At 56.4% G+C, this 20,158-nt stretch carries 19 protein-coding genes and 1 pseudogene; 10 read left to right on the top strand and 10 right to left on the bottom strand.

From position 1 onward, the window contains the following. Positions 1 to 226: 226 nt before the first annotated feature. The gene (opgC, locus tag QEV83_RS16330) at positions 227 to 1,351 is read left to right on the top strand and encodes an OpgC domain-containing protein (RefSeq protein WP_280128730.1); all 1,125 of its coding nucleotides are present in this window, start codon (positions 227 to 229) and stop codon (positions 1,349 to 1,351) included. Positions 1,352 to 1,498: 147 nt separating this feature from the next. Further along, positions 1,499 to 2,308, top strand: coding sequence for a GDSL-type esterase/lipase family protein (locus tag QEV83_RS16325; protein WP_280128729.1), 810 nt, complete (start codon positions 1,499 to 1,501; stop codon positions 2,306 to 2,308). Between the two features lie 9 nt (positions 2,309 to 2,317). Here QEV83_RS16325 and QEV83_RS16320 read toward each other — a convergent pair whose 3' ends face one another. Continuing rightward, the gene (locus QEV83_RS16320) at positions 2,318 to 3,757 is read right to left on the bottom strand and encodes a multicopper oxidase family protein (protein ID WP_280128728.1); all 1,440 of its coding nucleotides are present in this window, start codon (positions 3,755 to 3,757) and stop codon (positions 2,318 to 2,320) included. Positions 3,758 to 3,988: 231 nt separating this feature from the next. Between QEV83_RS16320 and purH the strand changes: the two genes are divergently transcribed. Beyond that, positions 3,989 to 5,581 carry a bifunctional phosphoribosylaminoimidazolecarboxamide formyltransferase/IMP cyclohydrolase gene (gene purH, locus QEV83_RS16315; RefSeq protein ID WP_280128727.1) on the top strand — a complete coding sequence of 531 codons (1,593 nt, stop codon included), beginning with the start codon at positions 3,989 to 3,991 and terminating at the stop codon, positions 5,579 to 5,581. A 268-nt stretch (positions 5,582 to 5,849) separates the two neighbouring features. Then, positions 5,850 to 6,137: a hypothetical protein gene (locus tag QEV83_RS16310; RefSeq protein ID WP_280128726.1), complete on the top strand. Its 288-nt coding sequence runs from the start codon at positions 5,850 to 5,852 to the stop codon at positions 6,135 to 6,137. Positions 6,138 to 6,202: 65 nt separating this feature from the next. On the opposite strand, the gene QEV83_RS16305 is transcribed toward QEV83_RS16310, so the two are convergent. The 4 genes from QEV83_RS16305 to prfA all read right to left on the bottom strand — a co-directional run bounded on the left by QEV83_RS16305 (position 6,203) and on the right by prfA (position 10,307). Further along, complete coding sequence (locus QEV83_RS16305; RefSeq protein WP_280128725.1) at positions 6,203 to 7,486, bottom strand: alpha/beta hydrolase; 1,284 nt, start codon at positions 7,484 to 7,486, stop codon at positions 6,203 to 6,205. Positions 7,487 to 7,707: 221 nt separating this feature from the next. Continuing rightward, complete coding sequence (locus QEV83_RS16300; protein ID WP_280128724.1) at positions 7,708 to 8,550, bottom strand: transglutaminase family protein; 843 nt, start codon at positions 8,548 to 8,550, stop codon at positions 7,708 to 7,710. Positions 8,551 to 8,781: 231 nt separating this feature from the next. Next, positions 8,782 to 9,219, bottom strand: coding sequence for an EamA family transporter (locus tag QEV83_RS16295; RefSeq protein ID WP_280128723.1), 438 nt, complete (start codon positions 9,217 to 9,219; stop codon positions 8,782 to 8,784). Continuing rightward, positions 9,216 to 10,307: a peptide chain release factor 1 gene (gene prfA / locus QEV83_RS16290; protein WP_280128722.1), complete on the bottom strand. Its 1,092-nt coding sequence runs from the start codon at positions 10,305 to 10,307 to the stop codon at positions 9,216 to 9,218. The genes QEV83_RS16295 and prfA overlap by 4 nt, the downstream gene beginning before the upstream one ends. A 350-nt stretch (positions 10,308 to 10,657) precedes the next feature. Here prfA and QEV83_RS16285 point away from each other — a divergent pair, with 350 nt between their 5' ends. Then, complete coding sequence (locus tag QEV83_RS16285) at positions 10,658 to 11,110, top strand: DUF4011 domain-containing protein (RefSeq protein ID WP_280128721.1); 453 nt, start codon at positions 10,658 to 10,660, stop codon at positions 11,108 to 11,110. Positions 11,111 to 11,298: 188 nt separating this feature from the next. Here the strand turns inward: QEV83_RS16285 and QEV83_RS16280 are convergent, their stop codons facing one another. Together QEV83_RS16280 and QEV83_RS16275 are read right to left on the bottom strand one after the other, a co-directional pair. Beyond that, positions 11,299 to 11,571 (bottom strand): hypothetical protein, encoded by a 273-nt coding sequence (locus QEV83_RS16280; RefSeq protein WP_280128720.1) that lies wholly within the window; start codon positions 11,569 to 11,571, stop codon positions 11,299 to 11,301. Positions 11,572 to 11,670: 99 nt separating this feature from the next. Further along, a complete protein-coding gene (locus tag QEV83_RS16275) occupies positions 11,671 to 11,988 on the bottom strand; it encodes a hypothetical protein (protein WP_280128719.1) in 318 nt (105 codons plus the stop codon). Positions 11,989 to 12,350: 362 nt separating this feature from the next. Here QEV83_RS16275 and QEV83_RS16270 point away from each other — a divergent pair, with 362 nt between their 5' ends. Further along, the gene (locus tag QEV83_RS16270; protein ID WP_280128718.1) at positions 12,351 to 12,812 is read left to right on the top strand and encodes a hypothetical protein; all 462 of its coding nucleotides are present in this window, start codon (positions 12,351 to 12,353) and stop codon (positions 12,810 to 12,812) included. A 780-nt stretch (positions 12,813 to 13,592) separates the two neighbouring features. Here the strand turns inward: QEV83_RS16270 and QEV83_RS16265 are convergent. After that, positions 13,593 to 14,662, bottom strand: a protein-coding gene (locus QEV83_RS16265) for an IS630 family transposase (RefSeq protein WP_280127821.1) whose coding sequence is annotated in 2 segments (ribosomal slippage) — positions 13,593 to 14,176 and positions 14,176 to 14,662 — 1,071 coding nt in all. Because the reading frame shifts where the segments join, the coding sequence is not laid out codon by codon here. 142 nt (positions 14,663 to 14,804) lie between these two features. Continuing rightward, a pseudogene (locus QEV83_RS16260) lies at positions 14,805 to 15,232 on the bottom strand (SOS response-associated peptidase family protein). A 450-nt stretch (positions 15,233 to 15,682) separates the two neighbouring features. Between QEV83_RS16260 and QEV83_RS16255 the strand changes: the two are divergent. The 4 genes from QEV83_RS16255 to QEV83_RS16240 all read left to right on the top strand — a co-directional run bounded on the left by QEV83_RS16255 (position 15,683) and on the right by QEV83_RS16240 (position 18,774). Further along, positions 15,683 to 16,003, top strand: coding sequence for a hypothetical protein (locus QEV83_RS16255; RefSeq protein ID WP_280128716.1), 321 nt, complete (start codon positions 15,683 to 15,685; stop codon positions 16,001 to 16,003). Between the two features lie 111 nt (positions 16,004 to 16,114). Continuing rightward, on the top strand, positions 16,115 to 16,804 hold the full coding sequence (locus tag QEV83_RS16250) for a helix-turn-helix transcriptional regulator (RefSeq protein ID WP_280128715.1): 690 nt from the start codon (positions 16,115 to 16,117) through the stop codon (positions 16,802 to 16,804). Between the two features lie 278 nt (positions 16,805 to 17,082). Then, positions 17,083 to 17,325 carry a hypothetical protein gene (locus QEV83_RS16245; protein WP_280128714.1) on the top strand — a complete coding sequence of 81 codons (243 nt, stop codon included), beginning with the start codon at positions 17,083 to 17,085 and terminating at the stop codon, positions 17,323 to 17,325. 531 nt (positions 17,326 to 17,856) lie between these two features. Next, positions 17,857 to 18,774 carry a glycoside hydrolase family 16 protein gene (locus tag QEV83_RS16240; RefSeq protein WP_280128713.1) on the top strand — a complete coding sequence of 306 codons (918 nt, stop codon included), beginning with the start codon at positions 17,857 to 17,859 and terminating at the stop codon, positions 18,772 to 18,774. Positions 18,775 to 19,019: 245 nt separating this feature from the next. Here QEV83_RS16240 and QEV83_RS16235 read toward each other — a convergent pair whose 3' ends face one another. After that, positions 19,020 to 20,000, bottom strand: a complete 981-nt coding sequence (locus QEV83_RS16235) for a glycosyltransferase family 2 protein (RefSeq protein ID WP_280128712.1) — start codon at positions 19,998 to 20,000, stop codon at positions 19,020 to 19,022. Positions 20,001 to 20,158: the final 158 nt, after the last annotated feature.

Raw genomic sequence — 20,158 nt, 5'->3', positions numbered from 1 at the left:
ATGCAATTGAGGATTGATCTTAAACGTCGATGAGCATTGGCGGCGCCAGAAATAGAATTGGCAGGCGCTTCTTTGCCTTGAATAAATTTTCGTGTTTTGTGTGTTTTCCTAAACGGAGTGGCGGCCCGATACGTGCAGAGAAGTCCGTAAAAATGGACGGGCTTTTTGTAGTAAGGCACTCAAGCATTCGTCTAGCGGCGGAACGCGAGCGGGTTTTGGAGAGGCGATGCGCGCACCCAATGAGATCGATTTCTGGCGCGGCTTTGCCCTTGTTACGATTTTCATCAACCATATTCCAGGCATTTATTTCGAACGTTTTACCTATCGCAACGTATCGCTGTCAGATTCCGCCGAGCTTTTTGTGTTTCTTGCCGGTTGTGCTTTGCGCATTCTCGTCGATGGCGCGGCGCGTGCCCTGCCTGCGCAATGGCTTGTATTCCGGCTCGAGGCCCGCGCTTTTAATGTCTATGTCGCGCAAATGGTCGTCACCGAGATGGCAATCGCCCTGCTGGCGGCGGCTGCTCTGCTTCTCGACGCGCCCTATCTGATCGATTGGCATAACGCGTCCACTGTTTTCAACGATCCGCTGAAAGCCCATATCGGCCTTGTTTTGCTCACCCACCAGCTCGGCTATTTCAACATCCTGCCGCTTTATGTCGTTTTGCTTCTCATCGCTCCGGCGGTCGCACTGCTGCATCGCTACGCAAAGCCGCTCCTGCCGCTTATATCGTTGGCGATTTACGCTTTCGCTCTTATTTCGGGCATAAATTTTCCGACATGGCCGATCGAGGGAACCTGGTTTCTCAACCCACTTAGCTGGCAGTTGATCTATGTCCTCGGTTTCCTCATCGCGGGCACGGATGGGATCGGCGGCTTTGCGCGGCATCACCGTTCCGTGTTGCGCTGGCTCGCACTCCCGGTGGTGATCCTTGGGGCTCTCGTGGCAATCACCGGTTTTTCTCCCAACCCCGTCGATGTCCCGGAGCCAAAGCTTTTGTTCACTTTTGACAAGACATTCCTGGCACCGGCGCGGCTTATCCATAGTCTCGCGCTGACGGCGATTTTTGCCGGGACATTCAGAATGATCAGATCCAGCATCCCGCGTTCCTCGGGGTTTTTATGCCTTTTGGGACGTAATTCGCTGATTGTATTCTGTGCGCTGTCTCTTCTCAGCTTGATGGGGCAAATACTGCGCTTTATTTTCGGCGGCTATATTGCATTGGACGCATTGATCGTTATCTTGGGTATACTTCTTATGGGCTTCATCGCATGGACGGCGGAATGGCGGGAAAGATTGCGGGCGGAATTGGCAAACAAGCCATCTTCGCCGCCGCCCTCGGCTGGCTTTTGATCGCATCCCCTCGCGCGGAGGAGTTCAACGCGCCTCCGGTGGCGCCGCCGATGAGTCCGCCATGCGACGTGCCGGCGATATTGCATTGGACGCATTGATCGTTATCTTGGGTATACTTCTTATGGGCTTCATCGCATGGACGGCGGAATGGCGGGAAAGATTGCGGGCGGAATTGGCAAACAAGCCATCTTCGCCGCCGCCCTCGGCTGGCTTTTGATCGCATCCCCTCGCGCGGAGGAGTTCAACGCGCCTCCGGTGGCGCCGCCGATGAGTCCGCCATGCGACGTGCCGGCGATCGATATCGCCGCCCCGAGCACGCTTCCCAATGTGACCTTGGCGATGCAGAAGGGCGAGAAGGTGCGTATTCTCGCGATTGGTTCTTCCTCGACTTTGGGATCTGGCGCTTCGTCGAAAAGCCGGAGCTATCCCTCGCAGCTCGAAGCCATTCTCGAACATGCGTTGAAGGGTGTCGATGTGGTGATCGTCAATCGTGGCGTCGCCGGCGAAGTAGCGGAAACAACGGCCGAGCGGATCAAAAGCGAGGTCGCGCTGCGCAAGCCAGATCTCGTGCTTTGGCAATTGGGGACGAACGACGCGTTGGCACGTATTGCGCCGCGGGATTTCGAGCAAACGGTCCGTTCGACCCTCCATTGGCTCAAGGAGAACAAGATCGACGTCGTGCTCGTCGGTGTGCAATATACTTCGCGCCTCGCCCGCGACCCGAATTATATCGCGATCCGCGACAGTCTGCAGAAAATCGCCAATGAGGAAAACATTCTCTATGTCCGCCGCTACGACGCGATGCGGTTCATCGCCCAAACAAGAGCCAATCTGCAATTGATGGCAGGCGACAATTTCCACCTTAACGATCTCGGCTATCAATGCATGGCTGAACATGTCGCACATGCGGTGATCGTCAGCCTTTTCGTCAAGCGCATGCGGCCCGCCCACAATTGATGGTTTCGCTCAGGTGACTTGGAACCAGGCCGCGAGCCCGGCGGCCTGACGCCCGGCCATCGAACATTCGATGGCCCATTTGCCAGGATTGTCGGCGACGAAGGCGGCATGCTTGGTCTTGCCTTCCGGGACGAGAACCGCGTCACGCCAATAGGGCTCCCAGCCATCGTCGAGATCGTGCAGAAGCCGCAGCACATGCCCATGCACCCGCATCTGCTGAACTAGGGCGGTACGGTTGACAAAGGCGAGCGTCACCGGCGTTCCGCGCTTGACCGAAAACAGCGGCGCAGGTGGAAACCCGCTGGACGCAACGCCGTTGAGCTTCCAGGCCAGGGGAGGATTTGACGCCGCGTCCGGCGGACTCGCCGCCTCGATCACAAGATCGAGTTTGCGCGCCGCTTGCAGCTTGATTTCCCTCGGCAGCAGCGGGTTTTCCGCAAATGAAACCACCGGCGGCAAAGGCGGGCGCTTGTCCCCGGCGGTCTTGAGTTTGAGCAGAATACGGTCCGGCGCGTTGTCGCCAAGCAATGTCACATTCGCGTCGGCGCCGGCATCGGCGGGAAGATCGCACATGATGTCGAAGCGGGCGCCGGGTCCAAGCGGGATGGTCTGCCGCACCGGCTCGAACATTTCGCATGGCTGACCATCGATCGCCAGGATCAAGGGCGTCACGCCATTGAAGCTGATCACCATGAGCCGCGTATCGGCGGCATTCACAATGCGCAGCCGCAAACGCGAGGACGGCGGCAGCGTTTCTATAACGGGAATGGCGCGCGCGTTGACGGTGAGGAGCGCACCTATGCGGTCCATCTCCGCCGCGCCGAAATCAGCAATTTGGCCCTTGTCATCGAGTTTCCAATCATCGAGGACGACAAGCATGTCGCGGTCGGCCTGCGGCGGGTTTTCCTCATCGACAATCAGAACCCCGTAAAGCCCGCGGCCCTGCTGTTCGCGAACAAATGGCAGAACCTGCGGGTGGTACCAGAAGAGCCCGCTGTCCGGCGGCACGAACCGGTAGTCAAACGAACCGCCCGGCGGCACCGGCTCTTGCGTCAATCCGCCGACGCCATCCATGCCGTTCACGTTCCGCACGCCATGCCAGTTGAGGCTGGTCGGCTGGTCGAGTGTGTTGAGCAGCCGGATTTTGACTTCGGAGCCAATTTTGTAGCGAAGGAGCGGTCCAGGCACCTCGCCATTGTAGGCCCAGACGGCGGTTTCGGCGAGCGGCTCAGGCAAAAACCGCAATTTGCCATGCCCCGCTTCGAGGACGCGAAATTCGTCTGGCAGGGATGCGGGCTGGCTTCGCGCGGGCAGCGTCAGCACGGAAGCCAGCACCTGCCCAAGAAAAACACGGCGGCTGAGATGCGGGATTGGCGGCATGCATGTTTTATCCATCAAATATGTCCGGTCGGCGCGGACAATCGTACCAAAACGTTTCACGTGAAACATTTTTTTCCGATTGGGACCAAAAACCTTACGAGGCGTCTTACATACACCGATTGGTCTTGCGTGGGATCGCGGAAAAAAGCGGCGCGCGTGGGTCGAAAATTGAATTTGGGGCCAGCAGGTTTTCAAAACAACTGCCAGGCTTTTTTTTTCACAAGATCATGCCGGAAAAAACGGGTAGAGAAAACGATCGCTTTGCCCTAAAGCGCCGCATCGCCGAGGTAAATAGACAAAATGCCAGAAGGTCTCCGCCGCGCCGCACGCGCGTTGATTTCCGTCTCCGACAAAAGCGGTCTTGTTGATTTCGCGCGCGGTCTTACGAACTTCGGCATCGAGCTTGTGTCAACGGGCGGCACCCGAAAGACGCTTGCCGATGCGGGTCTGCCGGTCCGCGAGGTCGCCGAATTGACCGGCTTTCCGGAACTCTTGGACGGCCGGGTCAAAACCCTCCATCCGAAGATTCACGGCGGCCTGCTGGCGATACGGGAAAACCCTGAACATGAGGCAGCGATGCTGGCGCACGGCATCCCGCCGATCGATATCCTTGTCGTAAATCTTTATCCGTTCGAGGCAACGATCGCCGGGGGCGCCCCTTTTGCCGATTGCGTCGAAAATATCGACATCGGCGGCCCGGCGATGATCCGCGCCGCCGCCAAGAATTACAACGATGTCGCGGTTGTCGTCGATCCCGGCGATTACCCATTGCTGCTCGCAGAGATGGCGGCGCTTGGCGGCGCCACAGCGAGGGAGCTGCGCCAAACGCTCGCGCAAAAAGCATTCGCGCGGACGGCTGTGTATGATTCGGCGATCTCGAACTGGCTCGCGAAAGAAATGAATCTCTCCGCCCCGCCCTATCGGGCTTTCGGCGGCAAGCTTGCTTTGGGCCTGCGCTATGGCGAGAACCCGCATCAGAGCGCCGCTTTCTATCGTTCGGGGGACCAACGTCCCGGCGTTGCGACGGCGAGACAAGTGCAAGGCAAGGAGCTCTCCTACAACAATGTCAACGACACCGACGCGGCCTTCGAGCTTGCCGCTGAATTCGATCCAGGCCGGACCGCTGCTTGTGCGATCATCAAGCACGCCAATCCGTGCGGCGTCGCGGAAGGGGCTAGCCTTGTCGAAGCTTACGCATACGCCCTGCGCTGCGATCCAGTCTCCGCGTTTGGTGGTATTGTCGCCGTAAACCGCAAGCTCGATGCTGCCGCCGCCGCGGAGATCGTCAAGATTTTCACGGAAGTCATCATCGCGCCGGACGCCGACGAAGACGCCATCGCGCTCATCGCCGCCAAGAAAAACTTGCGGCTGCTGTTGACCGGCGGCATGCCAGACCCTCGCGCCGAAGGTTTGACGTTTCGTTCCGTGGCCGGCGGCTTTCTCGCACAAACACGCGACACTGCGAATGTCGACGATATGGAGTTGCGCGTCGTCAGCAAGCGGGCGCCGGACGCGCGGGAATGGCGCGACCTCAAATTCGCGTTCCGGGTCGCCAAACATGTGAAGTCGAATGCCATCGTCTATGCCAAGGACGGCACGACGGCGGGCATTGGCGCAGGCCAGATGAGCCGCGTCGATTCAGCACGGATCGCGGCGATCAAAGCGGCTGAGGCGGCAAGCGCCGCCGGTCTCCCGGAAAGCCTTGCGAAAGGCTCCGTTGTCGCTTCGGATGCGTTTTTTCCTTTCGCCGACGGCCTCCTCGCGGCCGCTGAAGCGGGCGCAACGGCTGTCATTCAGCCGGGTGGCTCACTGCGCGACAATGATGTCATCAAAGCCGCCGATGAAAAAGGCCTCGCGATGGTTTTTACCGGAGTGCGGCATTTCCGCCACTAATCACGTCAATGTGAGCCACGCGTGCTTTTCGTTCATCTCCGCTTCAGGCGGAAAAAGCCTACTTTCAAGCTGTGCATTCCCGCACATTTTTTTATTCGAAAATGCTGCAATTCTTTTTCAGATGAAGCTGTCACCAACAATTGATCGAACTCATCTGGGGAACCGGATTTTTCGCCACGATAGTTTCAAGATGCTGGCGCTTATCGGCCGTTAAGGCTCGGGAAACTTCCCCGGCGTTATTGTTAAATAGATAGTTGGAGACGAAGCCGTGCTTATCAGTTCAACCGCAGCCATCGAAGGTGGACAAGTCCTTTATACGATCGGCAAGATCGCGGCGGCGTCCTCCTGGCATCCCGAAGGACGTGCGCCGCTGCAGGCCAATTGGCGGGAACTTATTCTGCAAGACCTCATCCGGAAGGCCGAGGATATCGACGCCGACGCAATCATCGGGCTCGATTATCAAAGGGACGAGAGCATCCGCAATGAAGAGACCGGAATGAACCTCAACCGGATCGTCGCGACCGGCCTCGCCGTCAAATTGTCCTGCGCGGCCTAAACCATCTTACCTTTGAACCAGTTTTCGAGATGCGCCCCTGAAGTGAAGCAGAACGGATTTTCGCGTCACTTAACCGAGGCGGCATCCGAGACCGAATGGCTCAGCTCATCGATGTCATCGCCGAGATGATCGCGCGAGACCGGATCGATTATGGCGACGGGTGCCGTGACGATAAGACCCGCTGCGTGACCGACCGTCGCGGCGGCCCCCGAGGCCGTCTGCACAAGTCTTTCGCCAAGGCCAACGCGCGACTCAGTCAGGGTCTGGCCGCTATCGATGCTGCGGCCGATGAGTTCGACGATCTCCGGGTTTTCGGCGAATGTTCCATGGTGCAATGAGTCCTGCGAGTGGAACGTGGTCAAATCGATGACATTGATCTTGTCACTGGCGAGTTCGCTCCTATAAGGCTCGATATTCGAATTGATCTCGCCAAGTCTTGGGGCGCCCCACACCTTTTGGGAAGCCGCAAGCGCACGGTCATTCTCCGACACCAGCAAGGTAAAATTCGGTTTCTGCGTTCCCATCGTTGCGATTTGTTCGCGGGCCACATCGAAATCGACGTCCGGCGCCGCGAGAATAACATTGCGGATTTTTGGCGCGACCCTCCCGTCCCGGATCGCCATCTGGCGCAGCGCTTCAAGCGCCACCCAATTGCCCATCGAATGGGCGAGCAGGGTCACTTCTCCGACCTGAGGGTTTTTCGAAAGCCAGCGCAGAAGATCTTCGAGCGCATCGCGAGAGTAATTGGCGCTTTCGCGGTCGTAGCCATAGGCGAAAACGCTGCCCCTCGATGGCCAGGTGAAGAGGACGGGCGCGACGTCGGCTCGGGAGTCGTGAATAAACTGCGCGTACCGGAACACCGCGTCTTCAAAGCGGTTGTTGAAGCCGTGGACAAAAACGAGCACTTGCCGTTTGGGTGTTTTTTTGACGAGACGCGAGAATGCGGCGATGGCCTGCGGCCTGTCGATGATATCGGCTTTAAGAGTCACGAAATCCGTCGCCGGATTGCCGGGCACTTGTTTTGGCCATTGCACGTCGCCGATTTGACGCGAGCCGTCGGGCGGAATTGAAACTGTAATGTCGGCGAAGCTCGGCGCCACATTCCGGCCGCCGGCAAACATCTCCGCGGGGGTATCAGCCCGCGTGCGAGTCGTCGCAACCACCATTTCGACGTGGCTGGTGCCCGGAGCATCAACCGCAACCGGCTCGAGGAATCCATGCGGCGAGGCGCAACCCGCAAGCCCGAGCACCACACTCGCAACGCTGAATACTTGCCAGCTTCGATGGTCCCGGTTGTGCGGAAGCCGATGAGATCCTGTTCGCCACGATGATGGCGTGAAAACAAACATGACTGCTCCGGCCGCATACGGAAGCAATGAGGCAACGGCAGGAGAGGCTTCACGTCAAGCAAAACGGCGGCGGCGCAATGTGCGGCCGGCGCCGAGATTGGATGCGAAAACCTATTAGAATCAGGATTCTAACGGCTGAAGCGTGGAAGTTTGAGGATCAGCCACGCGCAATTTTCTGACAGAGGGTTGCGCAATTACAACAGACTCTGAGCGCATTTTCCTCAGGCGGTCCGGCGCGCGAGGCCGGCGAGAACGGAAGGCTCGACCTCCTCCGTCCAGACCCGGAATGTATTCAAAACATGCGGCCCGAACGACGTCGCCAGCGGAATGTCGGTCGCATCGCGGCCGCGCGAAACGGTGATGCGTCCAATCCGCGGCATGTTGTGGCGCGCATCGAAAATGAACCAGCGGCCATCAAGAAACACCTCGAACCACGCATTGTAATCCATCGGTGCCGGGTCGGGCGGCACGCCGATGTCGCCAAGAAACCCATTGGCGTAACGCGCCGGAATGTTCATGCAGCGGCAGAACGCCACGGCGAGATGGGCGAAATCGCGGCAGACCCCCAGCCGCTCCTGATAGGCTTCATAGGCCGTGCGCGTGGCCCGGGCATATTGATAGCCAAAGGTCAGATGATTGCAGACAAAATCGCAAATTGCCTGGACCCTGCGCCAGCCAGGCGGCGTTGTTCCGAACAATTGCCAAGCAATGTCCATGAGCTTGTCGGTTTCGCAATAACGGCTGCCAAGCATATAAACGAGGGTGTCGCTCGGCAGCCGCTCGACCGCGATCTCCTCGGCATCGAGTTTGACGGGGTCCGGCTGGCCGCTGACCTCGATGATCGAATCACGGCAAACGGTCAGGTCGCCCGGCGGCGCCACGAACCGGCGGACACCATTGCCAAATGTATCGACATAAACCTCGGTCGGAATGACCGGCGAGGTTTTGAAGGGCGTCTCGAAGCGGATGCTTTGTGCATGATCATGATGCGCGTCGAGCAGACAGACCATCAGGGTCGGCTTCACGCAATTGAATGTCAATTCATAGCCAAATCGAATGAGCATGAGAGAATTCCATTCGGAGCATATAGTCCCCGCGAGACACGAAGGACGCTAAGCGGTAGAAGAGCTTGAAGCATGAAGACTGAGCCGGCCGTGTCTTGCGCAGCGTGCCGCCGCTTCGTGATAATCAAACCCACGGGGCCGTGGTTGGTTCCGGCAAATCACCCCGCCGATCGTATAACCCGGGAAACCCTTAGGGTTTGCTTCATTTGCTTGCGTGTGCCTGGGAATTAATCAACCCTTGTGGGCGACGAGCAGCGCGCCGCAGCCGATGAGTACGATTCCCAGCCAGTTGAGCGCCGAGAGCCGCTCGCCCAGAAACGCGACGCCGAATACCGCGACAAGCACGATTGAAAGCTTGTCGAGAGGCGCAACGCGGGCGGCATCCCCGAGTTTCAGCGCCCGGAAATAGCAAAGCCAGGACGCTCCTGTCGCAAAGCCGGACAAGGCCAGAAAAGTGTAAGTACGTGCTGGAATTTCCGCAAGCGGCTGATACTGCCGGGTCACCGCCACGATTGCCGCAAGGACGCCAGCGACGATGACCGTGCGGATCAATGTCGCGAGATCGGAGTTGATCATCTCGACACCGATTTTGGCGAAAATCGCGGTCAGTGCGGCGAATCCCGCCGACAGCAGCGCCCAAAATGCCCAGGAGCCGGCCCACGCCCTCACGCCGCAGCGCCATCCGCAGCCGCCAGCAAAGCCGCCTGGTGGTGCGTGACAAGCGCATCGATCACTTCATCCAGCGCTTCGCCGGCGATGACCTTCTCGAGCTTGTAGAGAGTGAGATGGATTCGGTGGTCCGTTAGCCGGCCTTGTGGAAAATTATAGGTGCGGATGCGCTCTGAACGATCCCCCGAGCCTACCTGCGCCCGTCGGTCGGCGGCACGCTCGGCATCGAGCTTCTCGCGCTGCGCCTCGAAAATACGCGACCGCAGAAGCATCATGGCGCGGGCACGATTTTTGTGTTGCGAACGCTCGTCCTGCACGAAGACGATGGTTCCCGTTGGCACATGGGTGATGCGAACCGCCGATTCGGTCTTGTTGACGTGCTGGCCGCCAGCGCCCTGCGCGCGCATCGTGTCGATCTTCAGATCCGCGTCATTGATGTCGACATCCACATCCTCGGCTTCCGGCAGCACCGCAACCGTCGCCGCCGAGGTATGGATGCGGCCCTGGGTCTCGGTGTCCGGCACCCGTTGCACCCGATGCGTTCCGGACTCGAATTTCAACCGCGCGAAGACGCCGCGTCCGGCGATCTCGGCGATGATCTCCTTGTAGCCTCCCGATGTTCCCTCGCTCGCCGACAAAATCTCGACGCGCCAGCCTTTCAGCTCGGCATAGCGCTGATACATACGGAACAAATCGCCGGCAAAAATCGCCGCCTCGTCGCCGCCGGTACCCGCGCGTATCTCAAGAATGGCGTTTTTCTCGTCGGCGGCGTCCTTCGGCAGAAGTGCAACCTTCAGATCCTGTTCGAGTTCGAGAAGCCTGGCGCGGACCGTCCGCAGCTCCTCCTCGGCAAGGCCGCGTAGCTCCGCCTCGGTCGCAGGGTTGGCCAGCATGGCTTCGAGTTCCTTGGCTTCATCGGCTTGCCCGCGAAAATCCTGGATGGCCCTGGTAACAGTCTCGAGGCCCGCGAGTTCCCGCGACAAGGCGACATAGGCGGCAGGCTCGGGAGCCCCGGCGAGGCGCGCCACGAGTTCCGCATGACGCCGCAAGATGAGATCGAGCTGGTCTTGCGGCAATTGCGATAACACGGCGTTCTCTTAAGTCCTGGATGATGCATACGGCCGATAATGAAGAGGGATCCTGCCCGTCCACGCAAGACAGCATGAATGCCGACAAGAGCCAAAGCTCCAGGCCCGGATCGCGCTCTGGATCCCATTTAGGCGGGATATCCGCTTCCCGCAAGCGGCCGTTTGCGCCGGGCCAGACGCTTTTGGGTGATTGACCGCCCCGCATGTGCCGGGCCGTTTGGTAATAAGCAATTCATCATATTATAATTGAAAATTATTCTCTTTCTTTACGTCACTGTTGCGCTGCAGTAATCATAACAAGGCAATATTACGGCTGCTTCATGGCAGCCTTCGGGCAACAGGGGGCGCAGATGGGTGATGTCACGTCAATCCGGACAGCACGGAGGCGGCCCCTCAACGATCGGCCCGAAACCGAGATCGAAAAATTGCTCGGCCAAGCCCGGTTCAAACTTATTGAAACGGGAAATCGCAACCGCCTCATTCATACACCGCGCGGCGGCAAGCGGTCCCGCGCGCTCTCTATCGCCGGCAACATATCCGATCAGGTCTTCACCGACCTTGTCCGGGAAGACAAGCGGCTGGGTTTTCTTGCAACTCAAGAGGTCGCCGACATCCAGCGCGAAGCGGCGCGGCTGAAGACGCCGCGGCTGGTGACGCCGAAAACCTGTTACCGGAACGGTTTGCAAACGTCGCTCTCGCCCGAGCTTTTGCATAAGCGGCTGCACGCAATCCATCGCGATGCGAAGACCGCCGAAGAGGAGCGCGGCATCAATATCCTCTACACACGTGGCATAATATATTGATATTAAATACTTTTTGTTTCACCTGCCAGCAGCAGTCTTACAATTAGTCTTACTTTTGAGCGGTGATTGCGGCGGATAAATGCGGACAGCGGCGAACAATTTAACCCAGCGCCCGGTAAGCAGAAATCGGAAATGGGAAAGCGCCTGCTAATGTGGCGGAACGCGATCCGGCAAGCTTAAAAGGCGCATTACTTCGAATTTTCTTGCGTCTTCACAATGCTCACGAGCTGTCTGGCATAGTTGCGCAGTCGGGCTGCTACTTTCCGCGGGCGCTGCAAATGGGCGGAGCCGCCTAGCGCGCTATTTTCCATCCCCGTGGCGAAGAATTCGGCCCATCCTGCTATATTGGTTGGGTCGACAAGATGACACTCGGCCAGTGCACCGACGATTGCCAGGTTTTGAAACATTGCCGTGGCATTCGCCACAGCCAATTCCTTTTTGAGTTTGTCGTGATCAGTCATCGTAGGCCAAATGAATTTTTAAAAAAAATCACTCGAGGATCAATTTGCCAATAGCGAGATTCTGTCGTCTGGCGTGAAGCGGCAGATGGCAAATTAAAATTATGCCGCTCTCCTGCCATTCTTACGGATCTCAGCGTCACTTGACGCAGTAGCGTCGAGATCGTGGACGCTGGGATTCCTCGAACGCGCGGGGGCTTGACGGACGTAGCCCGTTAACAAGCCAATGACATAGCCGATTTGGAGGCTCGTTGTCAGCGCAACGAACTGAATAAACCAGCCGAGAAAGCCGTTCATATGAGCGGGGTCGGCAAAAGCCAGCACAAAGGCGAACACGCAAACCGGAAAAAGAGCATACCATTTGAGGAATTGCGAAAGAATCATCCCTAATAGGATGCCTCCCGCTATTAAAATGGCCATTCCAGGCCCTCCTTTGAAATAAGGATTTTACAGCAAAGGTATAGCTATAGAATGATAGTGATTTCTGTTATAAATTCATTACGGCACAATGCAACAACCCAATAGCCACACCGACAAGCGTGGTGCGTAGTCGATCTCACTGCATGCCGCTGCGCTTGCGCGGGGCACACCGAACGTATTGACCGCATCCTCGGCGCGCTCGGTCAGGCTAGGGCGTTGTCTCCACGGTCGGACCGCGTCTCAGTTTTGAATTGCTCCATTAAGAACAAATAAAGAACTTCAGGATTAGAACAAAACATGTACAATTTACCCCTTGCGGCTCGTTCCGCATCGGCCGGCTCATGCCAGAAAGGAAGATCGCCATGACCCTAGCAAACCTCCGTCTCGTGGAAGGGACGTCCAAGACGAAGGCGCTCGGCACCGCTTTGTTGCAGGTCGAATGGGCTTTCAGAAAAGGTTCGATTTTGTGGTTTGCGAAAAATGGCAGCACGGGGATCGGAATGGTTGAGGCAATAGAGCCAGAAGCCAAGCTTTTTGCCGTAGCCGAACAGGTTGATTTAGCCGAGAAGGCTTTTCACGATGCCATCGCGCGCCGCAACGAGGCGCAGATAGCATATTTGCGCGAGCCAAGCATCATGACACGCGAGGCACTCGAGGCCGCAAAAACAGCCGAGGCAGTCGCGCTGGAAATTCTGAACGCGGAGGTCCGCTGGCTGACCAGCACTCGGGCTACGTCGATCATCGGGCTCAAGCTGAAGGCGTCATATGCCTCCACGGAGGGCAAGCTCGCCGACAGCATCGTCGAAGACATCTTGCAACTTTAAAAAGCGGTGCCGCTATGCCGGAGTCGAGATTGGCGCTCTGCCCGAATGCACGGTCGCGAATTATCAGCGTGTGTTAGGTGGTGCTGCGAAAGCCAGCGGACACGATGACGATTTTTTGGAACGCGGCGATGAATCGACTCGACTGTGAAAGATCAGGCTATGTTTTTCCTTGCAGCACGGAAATCACGTCGGAGAATCGCTTCGCGGTTTCCATTCCGTAACCAATCGCGGATCACGTGGCGGATGAACAGCAAACAGAGCAGGGCCAGGTTAAACACACACCAGAGTATTATACAGTAGAGGACATTCATCTGCGCCCCTCTCCCATGGTTTCCCTGTTGCTTGATTGCTTCGTAGGCTTCGTGGAGGATGAAAGTTTAAAAGTGTCATCGTGGCCGATTTATGCTTCTTTTTGCTTGGAACATGTTGGACGTTGTGATATAAGATAATAATTAATTATAAATTGAAGTTACTTTGACAGAAGTCATTTTTGCGGCACTTTTCCGTGCACTTCTTTCAGGCTGCGCAAATGGTGTCACGTTCCGGCTTCTGCGACCAATGGGCGGGGGCTGGAATGATCGACCGCGAACTACTCGTTTTTCTAATCACGCTTGCCGTCGGCATCGCAATTTATACAGCTACATCACCGCTGAATTTCTCAAACCCAGCCCGGACCATCGCCTGCTCCGCACCCGATTGCATGTCTGATCGCTTGGGACCATAAGCGCCCCAAACAAAGCTCATCCGCTAGGGGCCAGCCCTAGCCTATAATACCAAAGGTCATAGCGACTGACCGACGTGAGCCCATTCTCGCATCCCGATGGATGTGATTGTTTCAGGCTGGGCTATGAGCTTTCGCCAGGCGGCGCAGGCTGCGTCGATGATGGCATCGTAATTTTCGAAGACGGTGTTTGAGAGCCAGTTCTGACGCAGATACTGCCAGATGTTCTCGACCGGGTTCAGTTCCGGCGCGCGCGAAGGCAGGAAGATCGGCGTGATGTTTTCGGGCACGTTGAGCTGGCTGGTGGTGTGCCATCCGGCCCTGTCGAGCAGCAGGACGGCATGCGCACCCTTGGCGACGTTGTGCGAGATTTCGTCGAGATGGAGCTGCATCATGCCGGTGTCCGCATAAGGCAACGCGAGGGCCGCCCCAACGCCGCGGGCGGGGCAGATCGCGCCAAACAGATAGGCGTTGTCGTAGCGCTGGTCGGCGGGCTGCCTTGGCCTCGTTCCACGCCTGGCCCACTGGCGGACGAGGCCATTCTTCTGGCCGATCCGGGCTTCGTCCTGGAACCAGACTTCGACCGGCGTCGTCTCTGGCAGTTTGTCGAGATGAGCCTTCAGCGCGCGCGGGAAGTTTTTTTGAACGCCTCGACGATCTGTTCGTCCTGGGCTGGATGGCGCGGCCTTGCGCTGATGTGCGAGAAGCCGAGCTTCTTCAAAAGCTTTCCAACGTAGCGCTCGTGGAAGTCGACGCCGAACCTCTCGGCGATGATGCGCCTGAGGTCCACCCGGCGCCAACGCACGACGCCATCCTTCTCACGATCCGGCCCGGCCTCGACGATTGTCGCGAACTCGGCCAACTGCGCGGCTGACAGGCGCGGCGCGGGGCCCTCTGTCCAGTTGTCGATGAGGCCCTCTGGCCCGGTGGCGTTGAAGCGATGGACCCAGTCGCGCAGCGTCTGCCGATCCATCCCGCCGATCTTGGCCGCCGCCCTCCGATCCATCCCGTCCCGCACTGCCGCCAGCGATAACAGCCGGCGACTCTGGTTGACGTTCTTTGAGCGCCGGGCCAACACCCGAAGCTCCTTGGCCAAATAGTCCTCTCGCAATTTCACCGCTGATGGCATGGCGCGAATCCTCCGCGCCAAGGGAATCAGAAAACCGCCGCCAAGGGAATCCACTCAATGAGTCATCCCGCGGGGCCATTAGTATAACTCGCGATCTTGTGATCGTCGCCGCGATGAAAAAATTGGCGGCGACCAAAACCAGTTAGCCAATGTTGCTGGCCTCGATGGCCTCAATCAAGCTTGGATCGTCGTCTCCTTGGTCGGACTTATTGACCCGTGTCGAGACCGGCCACAGGCGCAATAGATCGTTCGGCGCGAATCGCAACACTTCAACGCCAGCCTTACCCGTTAGCCATGCGTCATGATCCTCTTGGTCGAGAAAGACTGGCATTCGATCATGGATGCAGTGCGTGAAATCGTTGCGGCGGTGATGATTAACGTGGCACTCGAAATCGTCTCGCCGGTTGCTGGGTCTGTCCAGCGATCCCAAAGGCCAGCAATCGATAATACCGAACCGTTTGCAGCACTGATGAAATAGGGCTGCTTAATTTCTCGAGGCGCGCCAGTGAGGATAAAACTGCGAACACCTATGTCATTGAAATTGCTATGTGATTTTTTGGCTCGGGTCAAAAGGAGAACGAACCTACAGGGCTGAAGGTCATAGTTCGAATCCTGTCACCGTAGCCATGTAAGTTATTAATATTAAACTGTTTTGTTGTTTATAGTTTGGGTCGCAATTCGTCCGATATGTCCGCCGGTTACTGACCCTCGATCACAATGGTCGCCTTCCAGAGACTCACAACCTCGGCCTGAGGCGCGCCAAGGCGCTTGGTGTCTCGTTAGAAGTCGAGCATTGTAGCGGAGTTTGCGCGGCGTCAGGTGGGTGCAAATCCGAGGAGCTGCCGCTGCCCCATTTATTGAGGAACCGGCACATTATCGAACGGCACATCCACCCCAGACCAAAATGTGGCAAATTTCGATGAATAACTTCTGACATTAACCTAAATGGGTTATGTTAAATGTGCGCAGTTATCATAAATCTTACAATTACGTTTCAAATACATGCATTTGAGGCGGGCTATGAGAATCGTGAACGAGAAGCGTCGACCAAATACCCAAGAAGTTCGAAATCTTGTGCAGGAAGCTTATGACGCAGGCTGCGCACGAGGCCGCGAGGAGATACTTGCATTGCAGGGGCTCGATGCCCCCAAGGTCGGCAACCATGTCAGACGGCTGCGGCGGCATCTTGCCGAACTAACAGAGATAACCACACTTGACGCTGACTCACCGGACGATGAGCAAAGGATTGAGATGATTAAAGACCTGCTCACGCGGTGGCATAAGATTGCCTCTGTTATTATCCGTGAGGCCGCCGAAAGTCCCTTCCAAACCAAGCATTGAAGTTAGCGGGCTGGACCGGCGAGGCGGGACAACGGCACCTCGTTCCCAAGACATGCTCAATTTCCGTATTTCATCAATCATCGAAATATTAATCGTGGTTTAGGATCAAGAATGAATTTGGACACAACGACGGAAGTCAGCAATTTGGCTGCCGAGGAAGAGCTCATCCTTGCTTCCTTCAGCCGCCGTTTGATGGAGATCGCGGCTGTCTCTGGAGCACGCGGAGCGGCGGCTTCTCCGACCGCCGCGCTCAACGCGATGCGCCTGCCCGCGATCACCCTCGACCATCAGGGATTAGTGGTCGAAGTGAACGCTGCGGCCGAAATCGTTTTCGACGAAAATATCAGGATCAAAGACCGGCGGCTGTTCATTCGTGATCTGGACTCACGAACCCATCTGAAGCATGTCATCGACCAGTTCACCAGTTCGCCCCGCCCGAATCCCTTGGCGTTCGAGCCCGTCATCGTTCCCCGCGCCGACAAATTACCAGTAATCCTGCGGATTATACCCTTTGAGTCGCCGCCACATCAGGCGGCACAGACGGTGCGCACTCTCCTGACATTGAATGCCTTGGGCCCAAAGCCCGGACCGCCGGCTTCGATCATCGCCAAGACGTTCCGTCTGACACCAGCAGAGGCCAAGCTAGCCTGTATCATCGCGCGCGGCGCGCCTCCCGATATAGCCGCCCGCGAGTTAAAAATTTCCCGCGAGACGGCGCGCAACCAATTGAAATCCGTGTTCGCCAAGACCGATACGCATCGGCAAAGCGAACTCGTCGCGCTGCTCTTACAAGTCGAGTAACGACGTCGCTATAAATCTCGCGGTAGTGCGGCCACCTCGACGCAGGACACTAGCCCTCCCGAGCAGGCCAATATCCAATCAATAATGCAGCGCGTGAGCCGTAAGTGGCGCTCGTATTTTTTTTCTTTTTATGTGAATCAAATTCTCAAGCGGCTTAGATAGGGCGTATTGTCGCATCGCTATTATATTTAGTGATTTATATTATCAATCAACATATTAATAATACATAGATCATTCAAAGGCGACCCGACGGTCTTGCGGACTTCGGAGGTAGTGTTTTGACTAGATTGACGTTCATTACCCACTTCACCAACCGGATTATCGGCACGCGCACAAACATTCCTAATCATTCCGTAGCCCTTGTCTCCGGAGGCGCGATCCTCGGATTTGACGGCAACGTACATATTGATCTCGACCGTTCTCACACTGTGCTTTGCCCGGACGAAGCCAGGAGAGTGGCATTTGAGCTCAAAAAAATCGCCGATGCGATCGATCCTTTGTCACCGATTGGGTTCGGCTAACGGATGATATCCGAGGGCCGAAGGCTGGGCGGGATCCTTGGTGAACCAAAGTCCTTTACGTTGATGCCAGGCTGCATAGGCTGCGGCGCTCGTCGCGCGGGCGAACTCAAATTATGGAGCAATTGGTAGTTCTTCCGCCACTTATAAAGTGAACAACCAAAAGCTTCCCCGACGCGCAAAGAGGCGCCGTTAGATAGCGGAATGCGACATCTCTTTATCTTGGCCAAATGCCTGGGAAATCCCGGTCACTATCCCCTGTGAGGCAGCGTGTTCCTTAGATTGAATTTCGCGATCTTCCTACTCGGTGCAACCTCTGCTTTCGCTCAGGTGCCGCCCGATCTCTCGACTATGATCCAGACGTTCGATTACGAATTCCAATGGAGTGGCATTGGAACAAACTTCTGGGTCTATAACTACACCACCCCGACCATCATAAACAATGAGCTCCAAGCATACACTCCAGACGCTTGTCAGGGAGACAATGTAGCTAGCGTGGGACGCCTACGTGCAGATCGGCGTATGTGGAACGGAATGGCCTATACGTCTTGCTCGATCACGACGTTCGCGCATTTCGATCAGACTTATGGCTACTTCATCATGCGGGCGCGAATCCCGAAGGGCCAGGGAATTTGGCCGAGTTTCTGGATGCTCCCGAGCTCCGGCGCGTGGCCACCTGAAGTCGATATTATGGAGAACAACGGGCAAGATACGACCAGCGTCTACATGACAGTGCACTTCCGGAATGGCGCACAGGATCAGACCAAATACACTTCGGCGATGGACTTGAGCACTGGTTATCACACCTACGCACTGGAATGGACGCCTACCGAGCTCATTTGGTTCGTGGACGGTATAGCTAGGAAAGTTTACACTGGACAGAACATTCCAAATGTCCCGATGTATATCCTTGCCAATGTGGCGGTTGGCGGGACATGGCCTGGATCCACGAATTCGTCCACATCATTCCCGCAGTCGATGGACATCGACTATATCAGGGCATACCAGTTTAACCCGGTACCCGCAGGCGCAATGCCCAACCCGATTTCGCTCAATTCCATCGTGATCCGACAGAACGGCGCCAGTGTTCCGTATCTGGTCACGGCGAAGGCGGGCGATACGCTTAGCATTTATTCTGGAGCGTTGGTTGGCCCGAACGCGCTCCCGAGCGGCGGCGTCTATGAAATCGGTATTTGCGCTTATTCTGGAAGTCCATGCTATGCCTTCGACGTGCAGCCGCTAGGTGCGCTCGCGGCCGCCTCCCAAATTGGCCTCACGTATAAGTACGTGGTTCCGGCGAACCTCGCCGACGGATGGTACAATGTTTACGTGACCGTCCTAACTGCCGGTGCTACGGTGACCAGTCAGGTCGCGACGCGATTCGCCGTACGAAACAATTCGACGCCGTTCATCGCACCGCTTACCGCCTTGCCGCCTGCGCTGTATCCATGAAATGATCAATCAGAACTGCGACGCCAGTTTCGAATCTATCTGCGCTTCGAACGCGAACCGCGATATGGGAGATAGCCATCTTTCCACGACCCCCGAGCATTTCCGACCATGAGCACCTTCCACTTCGAACTGTCTTCGTTCGAGAGGGATTTTCAAAGCAATTCACGCTGGACACAGCGGCAAGAGTCTTACGTTCTGGGAGACTTGTTACGTGATCTATTTGGCCACTGACCGAGCTACTCGAATCATGCGTTGCTTACACATTTGGGTGTCCGCGTATATCGGATGGTGAGGTGGAGGATAAAATTTGCACAAACGCGGTAGGTTCTCGGTGGAACAACAATTTGCGTCAGCACAAGAAGCGCCAACTTCGGTCCATAGGCGCCGCTAATAACCGCCGAAATGTAGAGGCTTATGGCCCTAAGAGGATGTGTCGTGAAAATCCCTTTCGCGATATGCCAGCCGCGATAACCGTAATAAGCAGCGCGCGGAATACTCGGCTTCAAATCCTCTAGCCACGCGAGTCGATAGTCACTGATCGGTACGTTAGATAGCCTACCTGGATCAGGTCCATCAAACCAGTCGACGCCCGGCTTCTCCGTCATAACGAAGCGATACCCGGCAAGTTGAAGACGAATTGCAAAATCCGTATCATCACCATAGGAGACATCGTTCCGATAACGAACCTTTCGGGCGCCCCTCACCGGAACAACGAGACCGCTCGTTTGCACAAATCCGCGCGCAGACACGAGATAACTCGCCATCGGTTCGCCGGGCGCAATCGCACGGGGTGGTTTAACGACAAAATCTTTACCCCTTTGTGCACACACGGGTGAATAGGCGACGACATTGTCAGTATCCCACAGCAGGAATTTCATCGCTCCAAGATGATGGGGCAAGAAGGCATCATCTGAGTCAAGAAACGCAACGAATTTACCGCGCGCCAGATCAATTCCATGGTTGCGGGCCGCGCTTGCACCTCTGTTGGGCTGGCAGATGAGCCGTATTCTTGGATCCTCGATAAACTTTAAAGTTGACCGCAAGTTGTCTGTTGATCCGTCATCGACAAGTATAATCTCAAACTCTTGATATGACTGTGCCAGAACAGATGAAATTGCCCGACCAACTAGATGTGCTCTATTATAAATAGGAATAACAACAGAAAAAAGTGGCTCTGGTAGAGCCCCGTCGTCTTTTACTGTTTCATGGCCAGGTGGGCGTTTCACAATATAACCTGCCTATTACAGCTTTTTGTCGCGTAATTGCCTTTTCAGTAGGGGAAAAGAATTAGCGTCCGTTCTATGGCTATCTATTTTCACTTCTGCCGCCGTTGCTGCGCGCTATTCCATTAAAACGACGAAGCGAAAAGGCACTCGAAAAGGCT

The sequence above is a fragment of the Methylocapsa sp. D3K7 genome (assembly GCF_029855125.1).
Classification (GTDB): domain Bacteria; phylum Pseudomonadota; class Alphaproteobacteria; order Rhizobiales; family Beijerinckiaceae; genus Methylocapsa.
This window is presented reverse-complemented; position numbering and strand designations above follow the sequence as displayed.